Consider the following 22,075-nt stretch of genomic DNA (forward strand, 5'->3'; position numbering starts at 1 on the left):
CAAATCTTAAAACACCCTTTGAAAGGTCTTTGAAGACCCTTTGAGAACCACTTAAAAATCATGTGAAACAAAATAAATTGGTACAAAACCTAGTGTCAAAATATACAAAACCTGCTGGCAAGCTACAGCTACAACTACAACAACCAAATTTGGCTGGGGAACTTGGATTCGAACCAAGATTGACGGAGTCAGAGTCCGTTGTTCTACCATTAAACTATTCCCCAATAGTGAGTGTCGCCACTTTTAGCAGATTTTAGTGTGCAGGCAAGGACAAAAAAGAATCTTTAATAACCCTGAATAAGTAAGAGAGATTTATCGATAATAAAAAGCAATAGGAATGTTATTTATTGTTTCAATCTGAATATCTATGTCATAAATCTCTTTAAGAATTTCTGATTTCATAATTTCTTGTGGTGTTCCACAATAGGCTGCTTTTCCATTTTTAAGAGCAACAATCATATCTGAATAAGATGATGCAAAATTAATGTCATGCATGACAATGAGAATGGTTTTTTGGAGTTCATCAGCTGTACGGCGTAACTGCTTCATCATAGAAACAGCATGCTTCATATCCAGATTGTTCAAGGGTTCATCTAACAGGAGATAATCAGTGTCTTGACAGATGACCATCGCAATAAAAGCACGTTGACGCTGTCCTCCAGAAAGCTCATCTAAAAAACAGTCTTTTAGGTCTTGTAAACCAAGATAGCGAAGTGCACTCTCAATAAACTGTTTATCTTTCTTATTATACCAGCCTTTTGAGTATGGGTAGCGTCCAAAACTGACTAAATCATATACGGTAAGACGAAAGGATAAAGGATTATCTTGACGCAGGATTGAGAGTTTTTGAGCTAAAATATCGTGGGGCATTTTATCGATATCACAGCCGTCGATATGAATTGTACCGTTATTGCGTGGTAAAAGGCGCCTTATCAGCGTCAAAAGCGTTGACTTTCCAGAACCATTTGGACCGATGAGAGAAATAATTCCTCCTTTGGGGAGATGAAGGCACAAATCGTCGATAATCAACCTTGCGTCATAAGATTTGGAAAGATGATTGATTTCAATCATTTTAGTTTTCCCTTCATCAGTAAGGTTAAGAAGACAACACCGCCACAAAATTCAATAATAAAACTTAAACGCCCTGCCATATGAAAAATTTGTTCTAAAATAAACTGTCCACCAACCAGACAAATAATCGCCAATAATATCGCAATCGGGGTAACGACATTGTGTTTTACCTGAGGGGAGAGTTCATAAGCAAGATTAGCAACTAACAGACCCAAAAAAGTGACGGGTCCTACCAGCGTTGTGGAAATGGATACGAGAATAGAAACAAAAATGAGAATAGCTGTAACGTTTTTGCGATAATCCACGCCAAGATTGAGTGCATTTTCGCGTCCCAAGGCAAGTACATCAAGCAGGTGGCGTGAACGCCAACCAATCAGACTTACCACAAGGACAATAACGGTAGCAAAGCTGATTAATGAGGTATTAAATTTATTAAAATTTGCAAACATAATATCCGTTAAATTCATCATTTGGTCCGGATTAAGTTGCAATTGCATGAACATGCGCAAACTGAAAAAAAAGCCACCTAGAATAACACCAATTAAGAGTGTTAGATGAAGCCCTTTTAGATTCCCTGAAAATAACCAACGGAAAAGGCTTATGGAAAAGAGAATGAGAATGAAAGTTTCAAAAATCAACTGTCCTTCTTCGTTTAAAAAGGGCAAAGAAAGAGAACCTAAAAAATAAATCGTGGTGGTTTTTATTAGAATATAAAGCTGATCAAATCCCATAATTGAAGGAGTCAGTAGACGGTTATTAACAATTGTTTGAAATAAAATAGTAGAAACGGTAATTGTATAGGCAATGAGAAGGAGAGAGATCAGTTTTGTAAGTCGGAACGACCATGTATAGATGTTTATATTCCACGTCATATAAAGACACGTTACGGTGCACGCCATCAGAATAAGCGTTGAGAGTATGAGGGTTGTTTTTTTCTTTTTATCCAAGACGCTTTCTCCAGCGTAGCAGCAGTATAATAAAAATAAAACTACCGATAACGCCCATCATAGTACTGATGGGAATCTCTAAGGAGGGATGAATTATACGCCCTAAAAGGTCACAGATTAAAACCAATCCTGCACCGCTGATTGCTACCCAAGGAGCGGTATGGCGCATATTATCGCCCATGAAATTTGAAACAAGATTTGGAATAATCAATCCAACGAAAGGAATTCGCCCCACTGTGCAGACAATAACAGCAGTAATTGATGCAACAATAAAGAGACCAAAAAACATAACAGCACGATAATTCAGTCCAAGATTATTAGTTAAGTCCTCTCCAAGACCAGCAACGGTAAAGCGGTCGGCCGTGAAATAGGCAAGGGTACAGAGGGGAAGAGAGAACCATAAAAGTTCATATTTTCCCTCAAGAATCATTGCAAAACTACCAAATAAATAACCTTGAAGAGAGGGAAGCAACATTTCGTAATCGGCAATGGTGTTGGTGAGGGAGCCGATGACATAGCCTAGCATAATTCCTATCAGTGGTACCATGAGAGCAGATTTGAAAGGAATTTGTCGCAATAAAAACATAAAAAACAGTGTACCGGTCATGGCAAAAATTGTCGCGACCATCATTTTTCCTAAAACAGGGATATCGGGCCAATAAATCATGACACAAAGAATGCCAAGGGAAGCCGATTCAACAGTTCCAGCAGTGGATGGTTCAACAAAGCGATTCCGTGCAAGAAGTTGCATAATCATGCCCGAGAGTGCAAGCGCTGCACCTGTTAAAAGTACTGCAATTGTACGAGGAAGACGCGTTTGCCAGAAAATAAGCCATGCATGCGGATCGCTTGACAAGAGGTGAGAAGGTGTTACATCAGAATAACCAACAAAAATGCTGAGAATAGACAGCAGAATAAGAATTATTATGATTATCCAATAATTTTTCACATTAAATCATTTTCCCAAAAACAAAGGCTGTGTATAACAGCCTTTGCTCTTAAATTTTATTGCGATAGTGCGCAAGTTATTTTACGCTCATTTGCTTTTTGTAAAAGCTTCATTGATTTGCTTTGCTGCCTCATTGAGCCCAGTTAGACCACCAGCTGCACGATACCAGCTCCAAGAGTCTAAATAAATAATCTGTTTTTGTTTGCCAGCGGTTGTACGATGAACAAGTTCATTGTCAAGCAATTGTGCTGCAGATTGTCCTTCCCGTCCAATTGCTGCATCCCGATCAATAACCAATAACCAGTCAGGATTGGTTTCAAGAATAAACTCAGGGGAAATGAGTTGTCCATGTTTTTGCACAGTGAGTTTATCGGTCGCAGGAGCAATTCCAAATGCGGAATGGAGAATATCAAAACGTGACTTTGGACCCAAAGCACTGATCTTACCACCAGAGGTCATAAGGACAAGAGCCGTACCTTTTCCTTTTGTATTCTTACGGACTTCTGCTAAATTCTCATTAAGCTTGGTAATTTCTTCTGCCGCTTCTTTTTCTTTGCCAAAAATTTTCCCAAGGATAGACACATTACGTTCAATATCACCAAGAGAATTTTCATTTCCTATGGTTAGATCAATGGTTGGAGCGATTTTGGATAAATCTTTATATTTGGCTTGGGTTCTCGAAGAAATAATAATCAAATCAGGTTGAAGAGTAGCAATTTTTTCATAATCAGGTTCAAAAAGGGTGCCAATTTTTTCATATTTTTCATCATTAAATTGCTGCAAATATGAAGGTTTTTTTCCTTCAGGAATACCTATAATAGCTTTGATACCTAGGCGATTCATATTATCCAGCGAGGCAATATCAAATACAATAACCTTTTTGGGAGAGCTGGGAACAGAAGTTGAGCCTGAAACATGATCAATCGTTATGTTTGCATTAGCACTTATACCTGCCCATGCAAATGTTGCAAAACTCATTGCAACGATCAAAATAGAAATTACCCATTTCAGATATTTTATCATCGTCATTTTATCCTTTATTTTATAATTACAAGGGTTTACGCACTTAAAAACTTAACTTGGGCATTTTTATGTATAAAATTATGCACAAATTGGCACTCTAATAAGATGCACTATGTTGTAAAGTAGACTAATGTATGTTACAGAACGTGCACTTACCTTATTTTCACTTAATTCTAGTGCTTTTGCAAGTTATATTTAGAAAGTTTGACATATGATCAATGTATTTAAAAATCGTACGCGTTTGTACGCACTGACAACGAGTGCTCTCTTCTTTCTACAAGGTGCAGGTGTTTCTAATGCTGGGTGGGGTAGCTTCACGCAGGTATTAACATCATACCTTGGATTATCGTCTGATGCTTCTACATCTCAGGAAAATGGATCTGGAGTGGGAATGCCTAGAGTAGAGGCTCAGAGAGGAGATGCTCCTTCTGAAGGTTTACCTAGTAAGTCTGTATCTGGGGAAGGAGAAAGAGGTAACGTAGAATCTCGAACGGGGAAAGTTCCTGCTGGAACTTCACATGTATTGAAGCAGGAGTATAAGTGTGATCCTAAGAATTATACTAGCCAAGATTCTGTTTATTGTAGTGATAATAAAATACATACTATGAAAATGGCTATTATCGAAGTAAAAGAATTTGGTGATAATGCTGTGTTTGCGAGAGGAAATGCAAAATTAAATTCGAGTCATAATAAATTACTTGTTTCTGACGATACAGTAAATGAACCAGCAGATAAAGGGACAACGTTGGAATTAACTGACGTATCTCTCCGTGGTAAGATACCTGCTGATATATCTAAAGTGAAAATGTTGGGTATTTCAGGTGAGAATGTTCCAAACGGGAGTGTTCCAAACGGGAGTGTTCCAAGCGGGAGTGTTCCAAGCGGGAGTGTTCCAAGCGGAGTGGGGCCGATGGTGACTACAGTGGATGCAAGTGTTATAGAGATGCCTCCTGATGTGACACAAATGGAGGTGTTGAGTGTTTCGGGTGCTATAGGTGGGGTAGGTTGGGCGGTTACTACAAACGAACAGGGTTTTGGGAGTGGTGTATTGGCAACGATGGGTGCGAATGTTATTTTGAGAGATTCAAATATTCGAGATTTTATTGTTGGGTTGGAAGCGACAGGTGGGGCGCATATTAAAATGGTAAGAGGCTCTATTAGAGGAACTAATGTGGGTGCTCTAGCTGATTTAAACTCGTCTATTTATTTATTAAACACAAATATCTATGTGGAAGGTAATAAACTTCCTCTGAATCCAGTTGGATTGCAGAGTTTTGGTTCATCCGGAATAATGATGAGAGGTGGATCTGTTACCTTTGAAAAGGGGGGGATAGGAGTTTGGGTAGAAGATAATGGAGCTGTACGTTTAGAAAATGTTAAGATTAAGATTGCTGAAAAAAGAAAAAATGAAAAGAGAATCAATAAAAGAAATGCTGAAACTCAAAAAGATGGAAGATTAACGCAGGAGTTAGAACCTAGTAGTACTATCTTCTTAGTAAGAAATGGTTTTGTTTCCGTTGATAACACAAATTTTGATGTTTCCAATGCAGTTGCTTTGTGGGTTAATGAACATCCTAGAGCTAGTGGATATTCTGGAGCTGTTCTTGATAATAATTCTTTACGCTCGGGTACTGGTACTAGATCTGCAAATATTAAAGCGGGTGCTCATATCAAATCGTCAAAAATCAAAGTAGATGGTATGGGGGCTTATGGCATATATTTTCAAAAGACAATAGATCAGTTACAAGATGATGCAACTAGAGTTAGACGATCTGTAACAAGTCCAGAATCTTTAAGGAGGACAGAAAAGCCTTTGCATTTAGTTCTTTTAGATAATTCGGCTCTCAGGGTGCCGCAAGGTGTGGCCATTTATGGTGAGGGTTTGAGAGGTTCCGTTATTGTAAGAGATGATTCAACTCTTTCAGGTGGTTTGCTATTAAATGCTGAAGCTGGTTCCGATTTGTCTGTTTTTGTTGATGACTCTGTAATCATGGGGCCTGCTCGCATTGATAAAAAATCTCACGCTAATTTTGTTTTATCTAGGACGTCCGAGTGGTATGTGACAGAGAATTTATATAAAGGTCTGAAAAGTTTAGGTGGGAGTTGTGTGGATTCATGTATCTCTTCTATGAACCTTGTAAATAGTAGTATTAGATTTGTTACTTCAAATAGCGATAATGGTACTAAGTATCGGACCCTTCTCATTGGAAATGAACGAAATAGGGAAACTCCAAAAGGTACGGTTTACAATGCTTATGGTAATTCCAATATTTACTTCAATGTAAATCTCGCAGCAAAAAATGCTGGGAATGTTCAAAAATCTGATAGACTTTTAATTAATGGTCATGTGGCAGGAAAGACTATAGTACACGTGCAAAGCCAAGGTACGGTACAGATCGCTAATAATGGATCTAAGACAAAACCTGCCAGTTTTACACTTATTCAAATTTTGGGAGAGGCAACGCATGAATCTTTTGCTTTAGAAGGCAGTTATATCACCCTAGGAGGTTCTCCTTATAAGTATGTCTTGTCTCCTTATAAATACCACTTTAAGGATACTATCGAAGATGTTAGTCTAAAAAAGGCTATAGGAAAGCAGCTTTTTGATGAGAATTTGTTGACGGATGCGAAAAAGGGTTTTTGGGAGTTTCGTTTGGAAGAAAAAAGAGAGGGAGCAGTTGTAAATTCACCTAGTGCGCCTAGAATGGATTCTAGCTCTTCTTCTGTTGGACCTAAAGGTTCTGGATCTTCGGAGACTTCTATTGTTTTGTCGGGCAATGGGAATGAGTCTGATGATGTAGGTTACGATATAGTAGATTCTTCTACTCCTGCTGTTCCACTTGATAGTTCTGGAATTGTGACGCTTCCTAAAGCTTCTGCGCCTGTAACGCCTTCTCGAGACGGTTCACTTTTGAGATCTGAATCTGTTGAAGAGTCTTCAGGCATATCTTCTGATGATTTAAGTGAACTTGGGACGTCTATATTACCTGTTCAATCTTCTGCATCTGCTGTTAATGCTGAAACTAGTGCTGAAGTTGGTGAAGAGCAGATAGGTGAACGTGAGGGGAGTGAATCCGTGACGCTTCCTGTTCCTACGTCTTCTGAGGGGGCTACATCGGAAGTTCCTGTTCGGAGTGATACCGTCGTGAGATCTGGATCCTCTGAAGATCCGACATTTGCACCTACTGTACCTCCTGTGCTGTCTAGTAGTTCTTCGGTTACTGAACTTAGAAAATCTGAAATATCTGGGGGTATAGTGCATACTTTTCCATTTAGTAGTTCAATATCTAGAGATCCGGCACCTCTAAATTCAGCTGCTTCAAATGATGATAATACTATTTCTGCGGCAGTAGAGCTTGATATCTCTACATTGCCTAAAACTTCTACACTTCAAAATTCAGTTACTTTAGCTAATGTAAATACTGTTACTACGTCAGCTGTTTCTAATGCATCTTTAGCTAATGCAAATACTGTTACAGCGTCGACGGTTTCTGCTGCAGCTAATGCAAATACTATTACTGTGCCAGATGTTCCTAATGCACTTGAGAAAGGGATAGTTGTAAAGGAGGAGAAATCTGTAGGCCGTATTCTTGCTTCTTCTGGCAAAGCTCAAACATTTGAGGTTAGTGAGTCTACTATTTCTTCTAATCCAGTATCTACAAAATCACAAACACCTAACGTTGTATCGACGGGAGCATTTGTCAATAAAGTTGGGCAAGGAAATGTTTCTTCTCAGTGTGATAGTGGGCAAGGTAATGGAACGGGAAAACAGCAAATTGCTTATTTATGCAGTGATGGTAAATCGCATAAGATGGAAAGAGTTACACTAACGGCAAGTGCGCAAACTCAGCATCCTATGCATGCAAAAAGTCAGAATACGATTGTTACATTAGAAGCTGCCACTATTATTGGTTCGGCGGCTAATGTTGATATTACTAAAACACCACTTGTGAGTACTGTGCTTGCAGAAAATGGTGCAGAGGTTGTTTTAGATAAAAAATCAACAGTTAAAAATTCTTCGATTGGGCTTGAAGCGCAAAAAGGTGGAAAGGTTAAGATGAGTGGTGGAATAGTCAATGCCAGTTATGTAGGTGCTTTGGCAGGTTCTGGATCATCTGTTAATTTAAGTAATACGAAAATTCATGTGACGGGGGATTCGGCTGTTGCTGGTTTAGCTAGTCAGGCTGGTGAGATAATCATGAGCTCAGGGTCTATTGCGATGACAAATGGAGTGGCTGTGAGATCTGAATCGGGAGGGCGTATTAAATTAGACAATGTTGATATTACTGCAAAAAAAGGACAGAACAAATCAGGTGAGACGTTTGGACGTTCGGTTTTCCTAGTGACTAATAATGCCTCTGTTGAATTTACGAATGGAAATGTTACTACTGATTCCACCGGTTTGTGGATTAAAGGAAATGGTGATGTTGTTGAAGCTGGGGCTTCTAGGAGAAAGAGATCTTCTGATGTTCGTCCTTCTTCAAATCGTGCTAATATCGAAGCTTCTATTGTTAAAGTGGAAGGCGATGGTAGCTATGGTATATATTTTGATGGGACAAAACAAAAAGGAGGTCAGAAGCAGAATCAAAATAAGGTTTCTGAGAAAGCAAATGTTGTTAAACGCGATGCTGCATCCCAACAGGAGAGAATACCTCTACACTTGACAGGAACAATTTCATTGAAGAAAACTAAGTTTGAAGTTGTAAATGGTATAGCTATTTATGGTAATAGTTCTAATGGTCAGATTTCATTAGAAAAAGAAACGGTTCTTGCGGGTGATTTGCTGCTGAGCGTTGAGAATAATTCCAATATACTTGCTTCGCTTGATAACTCTGTTGTTGTAGGCGGTGCGCGCGTTGAGAAAGATTCTTATGCAAGATTAGATTTGACCAATAAATCATCGTGGATTCTTAAAAGAAGTGCGCGTAATATTGCTGAATTGGATTCAGGATGTGTGGATTCATGTGTTTCCTCTGTAAGTCTTGCAAATAGTAGTTTGAGGTTTGTAACTCCGAAATCTGAAGAGAAATATCAGACACTTCGCATTGGAGAAGGTAGCGGTATTGTCTACAGAGCAGAAGGTGATGCTTCGATTCATCTCAATGCACATTTAAGTCCTAATGATCCAAGAGATGAGCAAGTAACCGATCGGCTTGTCATTCATGGTGATGTTTTTGGGAAAACAATAGTACATGTGAAAGGTGTTTCGGAAGATATAGCGGATAAGGAACATGCTAAGAATCCTCATAGTGTTTCAATTATTCAGGTTTATGGAACAGCAGCAAAAGATTCTTTCCAATTAGATGGTAAGTATGTTGCACTGCAGAATTCACCTTACAAATACACTCTTCGTTCTTACAGTCCAGAAGAGACTGCAAGACAGGATCATGTTCAGCAGAAATTTATCAAGGATGATGGGAAGTTTTGGAATTTCCGTTTAGAAAATCAGTATGTTAAGCCTACTGTTTCTATGGTTGGATCTGCTCTTCCTGAACAATTTGTTAGGTCTGTTGTGCCACAAGTTCCGACTTATCTTCTCTTGCCAAATAGTGTATTCCACGCCGGCTTGATAGATATCAACAGTCAAAGCAAGCAGTTGGAGATATTACGGGCTACAGCTAATGGAATGGGAGAGGTTCGTGAAAATCCTGCTTTATATTTGCGTGGATATGGTGGAAGTTACCATTACACTTCAAATTTATCTGCACTTGAATATGGTTACAAAGGAGATCTTAACTATAATGGTGTAGAAGCGGGTATTTTGTTACAAACAATTGAAAGTACTGACAATGCTCTATCCTTTGGAGTTCTGGGATCTTATGGAAAACTTTCCCTACAACCTGTGGATGTTGAACAAAGCCAAGAAAGTGCGTTTGATAAATGGACTGCTACAGCATATGGTAGCATGCAGCATGAATCCGGTTTCTATGTAGATGGTCTTTTATCCTATGGTCTGCTCAAAGGTGATGTTTTCACTCTTGCACGGGGTAAGACAGCAACATTGAAGGGGCATCCTTTAAGTGTTTCCTTGGCAGGTGGTCAGACAATTGCAACGGGATATGAAGGTTTTGTCGTTGATCCGCAAGTTCAGGTTGTTTATCAACATCTTCAGTTTGAGAAGGCTCGTGATATTGATAATTTTGACATTGAAATGGGCAAGCTTGATCAGTGGATAGCACGTGTTGGTGGACGTTTGATAAAAACACCTAGAGGACCTGAAGGAGCTAATAATATTTCTTTCTACAGTAAGCTTTATCTTGTACATGGTTTTGAAGGAAAGAAATCTGTGCAGTTTAAAGATGCTTTCCAATTAGGTGCTTTGGGCTCTTCCTTAGAAGCTGGATTAGGCTTTAATGCTAAATTGTCTTCAGCGTTTTCTCTTCATGGTGACGTTTCTTATCAACATAAGCTCAATAAAGCTGGTTTTTCTGGAACAAGTTTTTCCGGAGGAGTACGTTATCAATTTTAACATAAGGTACGGTACGTACTTTTTAGAAAAGGCAGCACTCTGTGCTGCCTTTTTTCTTTGTAACAATATTTTGCGATCAAAAAATTTCTTTTGGGAATATGAATGCACAATATATTTTGTTTTTTGCATGAAAGCATTTTTATTATGCTCACATGAATTTTTATAAATTTTTTTGATAAGCATAATCCTGCTACTTATTCTTTAGGTACTTCTTTAATGGTGAATGCTTCCATTACTAGCATAACAATGGCTATGGGAGGCTTAGTGTTTATAATATGATATCTTAATTTCGTTTTATGCTGATCTGTTTAGCCACTATCATGTTTGATATTTGCTAAAGCTTGTTTTTTAGAATTCGTTTTTTACGAATTGGATCAATATTTTTTACGCATATATCTTTAATCATTTTTAAATAAACATCTTTTGATTGTAATTCTCATTAATTTGCACGCATTGATTTTATTTTTCTTTACACGAAATACAGAATGCATTATACACGTATAAATTGTACTGAATGGCAATTCTCGTACCGGTAGTTTTGCATTGCCTATAGAGCTTCCGCCAAGTTTGTTTTGATCATTCATTACACGGTTCAAATGAGCGGTCGATGCGTTCTTTTGGTTACACCTTTTCGTATTTTAAGGGGTGCAGAGGGATGTTTTTACGAATGCTTTTGTTTTCAATAAGAGGGGAAAAAAGGTTTCGAGGGAACTATGATTAAAATATTTAGAAATCGTATGTGTTTATATACTGTTACAACGGCTATTCTTTCTTTGCTACAAAATGGAGTAGTGGTTGGTGCAAATGCAGAAGAAATATATAATATCTGGGTTACTCCTACACAGCCTATTCCTGAGATTAAGATTATTCCTCTTTCTTCTGCTCCTGAGAGCGGTGTTATTTCTGTTTCCCCTAATACACGTTCTTCTCATTTACCTAGTACATCCACCGATTCTCTTACAAGAGAGATTTCGAGTGAATCTGGTGATGTTGAGCTTAATAGCACTTTGACTACAATAGCGCGAGCTAATGGCAATCTTAGCGGGAGAAATGGAACTCCTCTCTTTGGAGAAGAAGGTGACCGCGAATCCACTCGTGTTGGTTCTATTTCACTTAGTGGAAGTAATAGCTCTAAGCCTCTTAGCGGGATAGGCGGAGATGAGTATGGTAGTTATACTTACAAATATGACCGTGTTAAGGGAAAGATGACGCTATATAATGGTGCATATTATATATGCGATAATTGCGGAACGGATACAATTAAGGATAAATCTTATAAGTTTACGGGTAAAAATGTTGATGGTGTTGCATCTAATCGTGTTGCTATAACAGTAAAGAAAGCACCTGCGAAAGTAGAAGGGGAAAAGATAACTGTTGATAGTGAAGTTGCCGAAAAATCTTTTGCACGTGGTGTGACTGTGTCAGAAGGGGGAGAAATTACTTTGAAGAATTTTACTCTTAAGAATGCAGAGGTAGCTCTTCATGCTAGTAATGGGAGGATTGATATAGAAGGTGGAACTATTGGTGAGAGTACAACCGCTGTTCAAGCTATAGGGATGCCCACAAATATTACATTAAATGACGTAAAAATTAGCACGAATGGTGAAGATAAAAAAGCAAGTGTGTCTAGTTACGGTGGTTCAGAAGTTAATGTGAATGGTGGATCGCTTGAGTTCATGAATAGCCATGGGGTTTCTGCCACATCAGAGGCAGTAGTAAGTCTCAATGGTGTTAAGATTATTGGGAAAGGGAAAGAAAGAAATTCAAATAATCATGCGGCTGTGCATACGGATGTAGGTGGTCCCATCAATTTAAAAGATGCTACTATTAGTGTTACAAATATCCATGGCATATTGTTAGAAAATACTGTCAAGACTCCTAATTCAATTCCTTTACCTAAAGATTCTGAGTCTAATTTTACTGTGTCTGAGGTTAATGTTGAATCTTCTTCTATTACAGTAGAAGGTGATGGAGCTCATGGTCTATATTTTAAGGGAGGTAAGCCGTGGGAAAACATCGATGATCAAGAAAGTTTATTGAAGGAAGAACTCATTTCTAGAATGGAAGTTGTTACTTTAAGTAGGACAATGTTTTCAGTTTTAGGTGGTACAGCTCTTTATGGGACTGATGAAACAAATGGTGCTGTCAGTTTATTACAGAGTAGTCTTCATTCAGAGGGTTCATTGTTAAAGGCTGAGAATGGTGCTTCTATAATAGTTTTAGCAGACGCCTCTACTCTTGAAGGCCGTAGTGAAGTTGATGAGAGCTCTAATGCTGAACTTTATTTAAGCAATCAATCTACATGGGCTTTACAACAAAAGAAACAGGCAAATCAGCAGGAATCTGAGATTATACGTGCTTCATCTGTTTCACGTGTAAGCCTTATGAATGATAGTACTATTAAGTTTACAAACTCAAAGTCTGATAGCCATTATACTTATCATACACTTCGCATTGGAAATGGCATTGATGACGTTTATAAGGTACAGGATGGTGGGCATATTTATTTTAATACTTTCTTGGATGCAGGAGGTGATATTAACAAGCAACAGACGGACCGCCTTTTAATTTATGGTGATGTTTCTGGTATAACGACAGTTCATGTAAGCGCTGTTTCAGGAAGTCTAGGGGGGAATACAGGAAGTGGGGGAAATGATCAAGGGATCTCAATCATTCAGGTGTCTGGAGAAGCAACTCAAAACTCCTTTAAGTTAGATGGTGGTTATGTTACGCTGAGCGGTTTACCTTATCAGTATAAGCTTTATGGTTATGGTCCGACATCTGATTTGGGAAAAGCGAATCCTGATCAAAGATTAGTGAAAGGCTCAGGAGAGTTTTGGGATTTTCGTCTTGAAACTGGATATATGAAGCCTGAACCAGAGCCAATGCCTCCTGCGCCTCCAGAACCAGGGCCAGTTCCTCCTACACCTCCAGGACCTTCTCCAGTCCCTCCTAAACCAGAACCAGAGCCAAAGCCTCATCCTAAGGCTGTTGTACCACAAGTTCCAACTTATCTGCTTTTGCCAAATGCTCTGTTCCATACAGGTTTGATGAATATTACGCATACAAACAAGTGGTTAGAGTCTTTGCGCATTGTTTCTGGTGGAATGTTAGAAAGGCGTGAAAATCCTGCGTTCTTTGTGCGTGGTTATGGTGGTAATCACCGTTATAGGTCAAATCTTTCTCGGTTTGAATATGGTTATGGAGGAGAGCTTGATTATAATGCTGTTGATGCAGGTGTTTTGCTCCAAACATTTGAAAATACATATGGTACTTCTTCTTTTGGAGTTATAGGATCTTACCAAAGACTTTCTCTGCAGCCTCTTGATGTTGAACAGAGCCGAAAAAGTTCATTTGATAGATGGGCAGTTACGGCATATGGTGGTCTGCAGGGGGATACAGGATTTTATGCAGATGGCCTTTTGTCCTATGGTCTGTTTAAAGGAGATGTTCACACCCTTGCACGGGGTAAGACGGCAACATTAAAGGGAACATCTCTAAATGCTTCATTAACTTCTGGTAAAGCATTTGTAATAGGGGATGATGATTTTATTTTTGATCCACAAGTTCAGGTTGTTTATCAGCGTCTTCAATTTAATAAGGCGCATGATATAGATAATTTTGATATTGAAATGGGCACCCTTGATCAATGGGTTGCACGTATTGGTGGGCGTTTAACCAAGGTTCTTCCTGTTAGCGATGAGGCTCATGTTGTTTCTGTTTACGGTAAGCTTCATGTTGCGCACGGTTTTAGTAAGAAACAATTCGTGCAGTTTAAAGATACTTTCCAGTTAGGCGCGTTTGGCTCTTCATTAGAGACGGGATTGGGTTTTAACGCGCAATTGTCTCCCAAGTTTACACTTCATGGAGATCTGGCTTATCAGCATAAGCTGACTAAAGCAGGCTTTTCTGGAACCAGTTTTACTGGTGGATTGCGCTATAATTTCTAAGGTCAAGGTAGAGTACCTAGCCTTATGTAAAGGCAGCATATTATGCTGCCTTTTTCTTTGTTATAATCTTCTGTACTCTCAAAAGATCCTACCATTTTAATAGAACTGAAACAGTCATGATATGTTTGTTTTATGTGTGCGAAATTTGATGGGTTTTTGTGCTCAAAATTGCCAAGTTTTATGTTTCATAGCCATTCCCTATATTCGTTAATTCATTGTTTTGCCATTTGAATAAATAATACTGAATACGGAGTATGCTGTTATTTTAATTGCTTGTTTTGATGAGTTTATAAAATCATTTGCTGACATGTTACAAGGTGATTGGCCTATGAATAAATACCATTTTAGAAACGATTAAGAAGCTTTTTTAGCATTCTTCAATAAAAGATATTTAATTTTGCAAATAAAATGGTGTGTCACTTGTAAATCAATATCTAAACCTAATACAGCCGCATATTTAAGACAAAGATTAAGAAGATTTAGTGTTTTTTCAGCTGTTGCAATTGTTGCAGATTTTATATGCAAAATGGGAGCAAGAATATGACATATCTCTGTTTGTGTAATTTTTGAAATGGATATACAATCTGATTTGGGGAAAACATAAAGTTATAAAGACAAAAGCAGGTTTCTAGCCTTACCATCACCCTTCAATGCAACTTTATGCTTTTAAAAAGCATCTACCGCAATATCTTTAAATAATGGAAATTGCTTATTATCTCATGTTTTTGTTTCTCACATTATTTAATGGTGGCACATCTTTCATGAAGAATAAAACGCTATTGGATTGCATATTCACGCGCTTATTTTAAAGATACATTTCTCAAGCTAACCAAGCACATTTTACTATGGTATCCGTAAATGCTATAACGGTAAAGCTATTGAGCACCACCATTTTTATGCTTATGAAAGAGCAAGTTGGCACTATTATACTATTTCTCATTTTCAATGTTGCTACAGTTTTTAACACTTAAGACAGTTCATAAAGGGTGTTTTTAGTTCTTTCTTAGATAAGTTTACTGATACGGCGGCTTCGTCTTTGATGCGTGAGTGAATGATTTTCATTGATTTCAGTATGTACAGATTTGAAATGATAAAATTTTACGGTATTTGAGCGATCATTCAGTATAAAACCGCTAAACTATCTTTATAAATCAATATGATGATCCTTTTATTTCCCTCCATATAAAATTGGTAGTAGCCTATAGATCTATAGGTCTTTATAGGCAATGTTGTGAGATGTGATTTCGGCAATGAAAGATGTTTTTTTAAGAAAGGGCGTGAATAAAACGCGTAAACATGCCATTTTTGTGTGGGATGTGGTTTCATTAAAGAGAGCAATAAACAAAAGCGTGAAATAATATCCTCATTCTTTAAAAGATATTGCTGTAGATGCTTTTGAAGGCTGAAAAGCAAATTAAAAAGAGGCAATAAAGACGGAAATTGTTTTTTTCTTTACGTCTTCTATATTCGTAACGAGCTAAGATTATATTTATCTTATCAAGAGATAAACAAAATGGATATAGGCTATATTTTTCTCATTTGCTATACAAAAGCTGGTGCTTCTTACAGAGAACTAACCTATTTCGCATTTGTTTCAAAATCTGATTGGCTGGATTTTTAATATTGGTCTAAAGGCGGCATCTCAATCATGCATTTTATGAATTCAAACTAGCCAAAATCATTTTTTAGCCATTTCATGTTGTTTTCAGCTGTATTTTTATAAGTTTTTATAAAAATGACAAATTTATATCATAATTTTTTAATATTCTACTTTTCATTTACATAAAATACAAAATAAACTAATAAATTAAAAATATTTTTACAAAATGTATCAAATATTGTTTTGATGTAATTTAGCAAAATATAGGTCTTCTAATCGAATGGGGGGAATATGGTGGAATTATGGTCAAGATATTTAAAAATCATCTCTCTTTATGTGCTTTTACAACGGCGTGCCTTTTTTTTGTACATAAGGTTGATGCCGAGGTTCGAACCGCTGCCGTTTCTTCAGTGCAAGCGAATGCTTCCACTACTATTGTAGGACAAAACGGTAATAATGAATTTTCATGTGATTCAAGTGCTAATTTTTTTTGGTGTAATGGAGGGAGGCATGGTTCTCTTTCTCATAAAACTTATCAGAAAACCAAGGAGACCACTAAAGAAGCAGCTATAAGAGCGTCTGGAAAACATACATCCGGAAAACATACAATAATTAAAGGGACGGATATCACTATTAAAGATGCTGTAACTGCTGGTGAAGAGGACTTTTGGCAGTATGGTATCATAGCAGATGATTCAGGGGAAGTTATTATAGAAAAAGGAGCGATTGATCTTACAAAGGGTGTTGGAGTTCAAACAAAAGAAGAAGGACAAATCACTTTAAAGGATGTAACCATTACCAAAAAGGGTAGCCAAGCGGGCAGTGGAGGTTATCATAGTAAGAATTCAGCTTTTCAGATGTCTCAAAATGGTGGCTATATTCGTTTTGAAGATGGTGCAGCTACAGTTACAAGTGCTCATGGGGTTTCATTTCAAGGAGATATTGGGTACATTGATATGATGAATTCTACGGTTACTGTGGATGGGGGGGCGTCCTATGGCTTCCGTTTTTCTGAGGGAGTTTCTGAAAGTCAGAAGAAAAGTACCAGACCTTATGACAAAGAGAAACTTTATAGCTTTTTTGGGGAGGGAAAGTTATTTGGCGCTTTGCCAGAAACGGATTTGCCAAAGCGAGGAACTGTTCATTTATACAATACTACTTTTAATGTGCCAAAAAGTGTAGCGCTTTATAGTAGCAAATCTGGTGGTCTTATCAAACTTTTAGAAAAATCTGAAATTTCTGGGGATTTATTGTTAAAGGCTGAAAATGGTTCTTTCATAAAGGTTTCCGCTGATGCTTCTACGCTTAGAGGGGGTGTCCATCTTAATGGTGGTTCTTCAGCTGAATTTCGTTTGAGAGATAACTCAAAATGGATTTTATCGCGACCGAAAAATGTAAGTTTGCAAGATTCTCGCGCTATGGGTGTTTCATCGATTTCATTGATACATGTTATTGATAGTTCTATTGTTTTTGAACAACCAAAGAGTAGTATAGCTGCTGAGTATCAAACGCTTTGTGTTGGGAAAGGGGCCGGTCAGGTTTATAAGGCGCAAGGCAATGCACATCTTTATCTGAACACTTATCTCAATAGGGGGGGAATTCTTCAAAATCAAAAAACAGATCGTCTTTTAATCCATGGTGATGTTGAAGGAAGCATGATAGTACATGTACAAAGTGTTGCTGGAAGTCTAGGAGCAGGTACTGGAGAGTATGGAAATAACAAAGGTATTTCAATTATTCAGGTGTCTGGAAGCGCAAGTCAAAATTCTTTTAAATTGGACGGTGAGTATGTTGCGTTAGAGGGTTCACCTTATCAATATAGGCTTCGTGCTTATGGTCCAGGGTCTAAGTTAGGGATAGCAAATTCTTCTCAAAGGCTAGTTGAAGGGAGTGGAGACTTTTGGGATTTCCGCCTTGAAAATGGGTATGTTGATTTCCATTCTGGATCTAACTTGGCTCCTGGTTCTAGGTTTGTGCCCGGTTTTCATCCTGGATTTGGACCCAGTGCTGGTTCAGATTGGGAATATCATCCTGAGTTGATGGGAAGGGCTGTTGTTCCGCAAGTTCCAACCTATCTGCTCTTGCCAAATAGTGTGTTCCATGCCAGTTTGGTTGATATTAATAATCAAAACAAGCAGTTAGAGATACAGAGGAGTATGTCCAGTGGAATGTTAGACGTTAGTACAAATTCTGTTTCATTTTTACGTGGCTATGGTGGGAGCTATCGTTACACTTCAGATTTATCTGCATTTGAATATGGTTATAAAGGTGATCTCGGTTATCACGCTATAGAGGCAGGCATTTTATTGCAAACAATTGAAAATACTGACAGTGAGATATCCTTTGGGATTATGGGATCCTATGGAAAACTTTCCCTACAACCTGTGGATGTTGAACAAAGCCAAGAAAGTACATTTGATAAATGGACAGCTACAGCATATGGTAGCATGCAGCATGATGCGGGTTTCTATGTAGACGGTCTTTTATCTTATGGTCTGGTCAAAGGGGATGTTCTCACTCTTGCACGGGGTAGGACGGCAACATTGAAAGGTAATCCTTTAAGTGTTTCCCTAACAGGTGGTAAAACAATTGCAACCAGATATGAAGGTCTTGCCGTTGATCCGCAAGTTCAGGTTGTTTATCAACATCTTCAGTTCGAGAAAGCTCGTGATATTGATAATTTCGACATTGAAATGGGCAAGCTTGATCAGTGGGTAGCACGTGTTGGTGGGCGCTTAACAAAGACGTTTTCTGTATCTGAAAAAGAGCTTGATGTTTCTTTGTATGGGAAATTCCATTTTGTGCATGGTTTTGAAAAAAAGAAATCTGTACAGTTTAAAGATGCCTTCCAGTTAGGTGCTTTTGGCTCTTCCTTAGAAGCTGGATTTGGTTTTAATGCTCAGTTGTCGCAAAAATTTGTCTTTAATGCTGATCTGATTTATCAATATAAGTTCACGAAAGGTGGTTTTTCTGGAATAAGTTTTTCTGGAGGGGTGCGTTATCGTTTTTAACCATACATGAAATGTAGTAGATATTACACATAAGTATAGATCGTAGTTTTTTGTAGAGTTCTTTATTTTTGCTTATCTATTCTTTTATTCTTTGCATATTGTTCATATTGATGCCTCTGGGTTTTGTAATCTAGGGGCAAATTTTATGCATAAAATGATGGGAAAAGGTTTCTATAAAAGTAGATAAAATGCATCATGTGACATATTCATCTAAAAATCATAAATGTATGGTGAATTTATAAATAGTGACTTTATCATGTTATTTTTTTGTTTTTAGCTTTACAATTTATTCAAAACGAATTAAATGGATTGCTCCGTAATGAAGCAATTGGTAGATGTGTTCCTTTGTTTTGAATGAGAAGGAGAGAAGAAAGTTGATGATAAATTATGATTAAAGTCTTAAAATGCCATGTATGTTTGTGTGCTCTTACAACGTCTATTTTTTCCTTTGTGTACGATATGGCTGTTCATGCACAAGATGGACTTTCTTGTGCTCCTCTTTTTAAGAAATATTCGTGTGATGTTGTTAATAGTCCTATCAAAAATAGTGATATTTCCTATATAAATGGAATAAATACAAGCTCTACAAAAGCTCTTCCTATGATCCAATTGAATAACATAGTTATTAATTTAGCGGACAAAAAGGAGCCTATTTTAGAAGTTGGGGGGACTTTTAAATTTAATAGGTCTGAGCAAGTTACATCACCAGTAATTGCGCGAGAAAATGTGAAGACTCTTTTTAATAACGGTTCTGTCAGTGGTGATGGCAAAAAAACAAAAGGCAAGACTATATCGCAATCTGTGTTTGGTGTGGAGAAAGGTGGTTTTCTTTTTATTAGGGATAGCAAGATTAATGTTGCTAATGTTCATGGTTTTGCGGTTGAAAGTTTGCAACCTTCTTTCAAAGAAGGGGTGTCTGAGTTACAAGATGCTTCTTTATCTAGAGTTGTTTTTGAAAACTCAGATATCCTTCTTAAAGGGCATGGAGCAAATGGTTTGTATTTTCGGGGTGGGCTTTCGCAATATGAATACGAAACAGGAGAGCTTCTTTTTACTTTAGGGGAATTCCAGTTTAAGAATACTACTCTAAAAGTTCCAGATGGAACAGCTGTTTATAGTGATGATGCTAGGAGATATCCTTATATTACTGCATCAGAAGGAACACGTATCTTTGCTGATATGCTGTTTGAAGTTAAGAATAATTCGTATGTAAGCATTGATTCGTATGCTTCTTTTCTTGTAGGGGGAGCATATGTTGAGAAAGACTCTTATGCTGGTGTTGAATTATTTGATAAATCGCAGTGGACTGTCACGGTAAATAAAAAGGCACTGAGAAACAGTAAGCAGAAAGATTCATATTTTATAGATTCATCTGTTTCGTCTGTAAGACTTATTAATAGTTCTATTTTCTTTAATAAACCCCAAAATGGTTATTATCAGAGATTGTATATTGGAGATTTGGAGGATAATTACGGACGGTATGCTTATGTTGCAGGAGGGGATGCGCGTTTGTATGTAAATGCATATCTTACTGCATATAATGGGGCAAAAGAGCTGAAGGCTGATCAGCTTGTGATTTATGGTGACGTTTATGGATCAACTAAGCTGTATGTGAGGAGTGTTCCATCAGATCCTAGGATGAAAGTAAATCCTCGTACAGTTCGTAAAAATAACAATAGTATTTCAGTTGTTCAGGTTTATGGAAAGGCGCAGCAAGATTCCTTTAAACTGCCGGTTGGTTATGTTGCTTTGAAGGGAGCTCCTTATCGCTATCGTCTTAAAGCCTATGCGTCGGTTTTAAATAATGCTGATACGGTAAAAAGATTAGCTGTAGGTAATAAATCAAGTAACGAGTTTTGGGATTTTCGTCTTGAACGTGAATATATAAAGTCTTCTTCTAAGAAAATTACTTCTAAATCAAAGAAAGTTGTCTCTCATACCCGTCGTCAGCGTTCGTCTGATGCTGGGTTTAGTTATAGTGATATTGTGTCCAATAATGATTTGCACATTCTTGATGAGATAGGTGTTAGTGCTGTTGTGCCACAAGTTCCGACATATCTTCTTTTGCCCAATGTTTTGTTTCATGCAGGTTTAATGGATATTAGCAATCAAAACAAGCAGTCGGAAATATCTCGAACTGTTGTTGGGGGCTTTTTAGAAAATAGTGAAAATCCTGCTTTTTTTGTGCGGAGTTATGGTGGTAATGGTCGTTATGTTTCAGATTTGTCTGATCTTGAATATGGCTATGGAGGCGATCTTGGTTATCATGCTGTAGAGGCTGGTGTTTCACTAAAAGCAATGAAGGGTGCCGATTATAGCACAAGCTTTGGAATTATGGGAACTTATGGGAAGATTTCCTTACAGCCTCAGGATGTCGTAGAGAGCAAAAAAAGTGCATTTGATAAATGGTCTGTTACAGCGTATGGCAGCATGCAGCATGATACAGGATTTTATCTAAATGGGCTATTTTCGTATGGTTTATTTAAAGGTGATGTCTTAACCCTTGCAAGGGGAAAAACAGCAGCATTGAAAGGAAATGCTCTGAGTGTTTCATTGAGTGGCGGTACGTCCCTTATGATAGGATATGAAGGTTTTGTTTTTGATCCAGAGGTTCAGGTTGTTTACCAAAATTTACAATTTGATAAGGCATCTGATATTGATGGTTTTGATATTGAGATGGGAAAACCTAACCAGTGGGTGATGCGCGTTGGTGGGCGTTTAAGTAAAGTACTTGCTGCCTCTCGAACGGGGGGCATTGTGTCGTTTAATGGAAAGCTGCATTTCGCTCGTAGTTTTGGAGAGAAACAATTTGTGCATTTCGGAGATAAGTTTCAGTTGGGTGCTTTTGGTTCTTTGCTAGAAACAGGAGTTGGTTTTAATGCGCGATTATCTTCAACATTTGCTTTGCATGGAGATGTAACCTATCAACATAAGCTTAGCGAAGCTGGTTTCTCAGGTACGCGTTTTTCTGGAGGACTTCGTTACCATTTTTAGATAGATGAAAGATACATTATAAGTTTTACATGAGAATAGGGTTTATTATGAAATAGTAAAA

Annotated in this window: 8 protein-coding genes and 1 tRNA gene; 4 read left to right on the plus strand and 5 right to left on the minus strand. The window is 37.8% G+C overall.

Going from position 1 to position 22,075, the window contains the following annotated elements:
• Window positions 1-150: 150 nt before the first annotated feature.
• The 5 genes from ABD917_RS06405 to ABD917_RS06425 all read right to left on the minus strand — a co-directional run bounded on the left by ABD917_RS06405 (window position 151) and on the right by ABD917_RS06425 (window position 3,990).
• A tRNA-Gln gene (locus ABD917_RS06405) sits at window positions 151-224 on the minus strand.
• Window positions 225-312: 88 nt separating this feature from the next.
• A complete protein-coding gene (locus tag ABD917_RS06410) occupies window positions 313-1,071 on the minus strand; it encodes an iron ABC transporter ATP-binding protein (protein ID WP_345119275.1) in 759 nt (252 codons plus the stop codon).
• A complete protein-coding gene (locus ABD917_RS06415; RefSeq protein WP_345119276.1) occupies window positions 1,068-2,018 on the minus strand; it encodes an iron chelate uptake ABC transporter family permease subunit in 951 nt (316 codons plus the stop codon). The genes ABD917_RS06410 and ABD917_RS06415 overlap by 4 nt, the downstream gene beginning before the upstream one ends.
• Window positions 2,011-2,967 carry an ABC transporter permease gene (locus tag ABD917_RS06420; RefSeq protein ID WP_345119277.1) on the minus strand — a complete coding sequence of 319 codons (957 nt, stop codon included), beginning with the start codon at window positions 2,965-2,967 and terminating at the stop codon, window positions 2,011-2,013. The genes ABD917_RS06415 and ABD917_RS06420 overlap by 8 nt, the downstream gene beginning before the upstream one ends.
• Before the next feature lie 87 nt (window positions 2,968-3,054).
• Complete coding sequence (locus ABD917_RS06425; RefSeq protein WP_345119278.1) at window positions 3,055-3,990, minus strand: siderophore ABC transporter substrate-binding protein; 936 nt, start codon at window positions 3,988-3,990, stop codon at window positions 3,055-3,057.
• 211 nt (window positions 3,991-4,201) lie between these two features.
• Between ABD917_RS06425 and ABD917_RS06430 the strand changes: the two genes are divergently transcribed.
• The 4 genes from ABD917_RS06430 (at window position 4,202) to ABD917_RS06445 (ending at window position 22,014) form a co-directional block, all read left to right on the plus strand.
• On the plus strand, window positions 4,202-10,459 hold the full coding sequence (locus ABD917_RS06430) for an autotransporter outer membrane beta-barrel domain-containing protein (RefSeq protein WP_345119279.1): 6,258 nt from the start codon (window positions 4,202-4,204) through the stop codon (window positions 10,457-10,459).
• A 713-nt stretch (window positions 10,460-11,172) separates the two neighbouring features.
• Complete coding sequence (locus ABD917_RS06435; protein WP_345119280.1) at window positions 11,173-14,409, plus strand: autotransporter outer membrane beta-barrel domain-containing protein; 3,237 nt, start codon at window positions 11,173-11,175, stop codon at window positions 14,407-14,409.
• 1,902 nt (window positions 14,410-16,311) lie between these two features.
• Window positions 16,312-19,020, plus strand: a complete 2,709-nt coding sequence (locus ABD917_RS06440; protein ID WP_345119281.1) for an autotransporter outer membrane beta-barrel domain-containing protein — start codon at window positions 16,312-16,314, stop codon at window positions 19,018-19,020.
• A 387-nt stretch (window positions 19,021-19,407) separates the two neighbouring features.
• Entirely contained in the window at window positions 19,408-22,014 is a 2,607-nt protein-coding gene (locus tag ABD917_RS06445) for an autotransporter outer membrane beta-barrel domain-containing protein (RefSeq protein ID WP_345119282.1), read from the plus strand.
• Window positions 22,015-22,075 lie beyond the last annotated feature (61 nt).

It is taken from the genome of Bartonella pachyuromydis (assembly GCF_039543065.1).
GTDB lineage: Bacteria > Pseudomonadota > Alphaproteobacteria > Rhizobiales > Rhizobiaceae > Bartonella > Bartonella pachyuromydis.

Bases quoted from the DNA above. Each gene is read 5' to 3' on its own strand.
- ABD917_RS06410 (WP_345119275.1), bottom strand. From the start codon at position 1,071: ATGATTGAAATCAATCATCTTTCCAAATCTTATGACGCAAGGTTGATT.
- ABD917_RS06445 (WP_345119282.1), top strand. From the start codon at position 19,408: ATGATTAAAGTCTTAAAATGCCATGTATGTTTGTGTGCTCTTACAACG.
- ABD917_RS06430 (WP_345119279.1), top strand. From the start codon at position 4,202: ATGATCAATGTATTTAAAAATCGTACGCGTTTGTACGCACTGACAACG.
- ABD917_RS06440 (WP_345119281.1), top strand. From the start codon at position 16,312: ATGGTCAAGATATTTAAAAATCATCTCTCTTTATGTGCTTTTACAACG.
- ABD917_RS06435 (WP_345119280.1), top strand. From the start codon at position 11,173: ATGATTAAAATATTTAGAAATCGTATGTGTTTATATACTGTTACAACG.
- ABD917_RS06425 (WP_345119278.1), bottom strand. From the start codon at position 3,990: ATGATAAAATATCTGAAATGGGTAATTTCTATTTTGATCGTTGCAATG.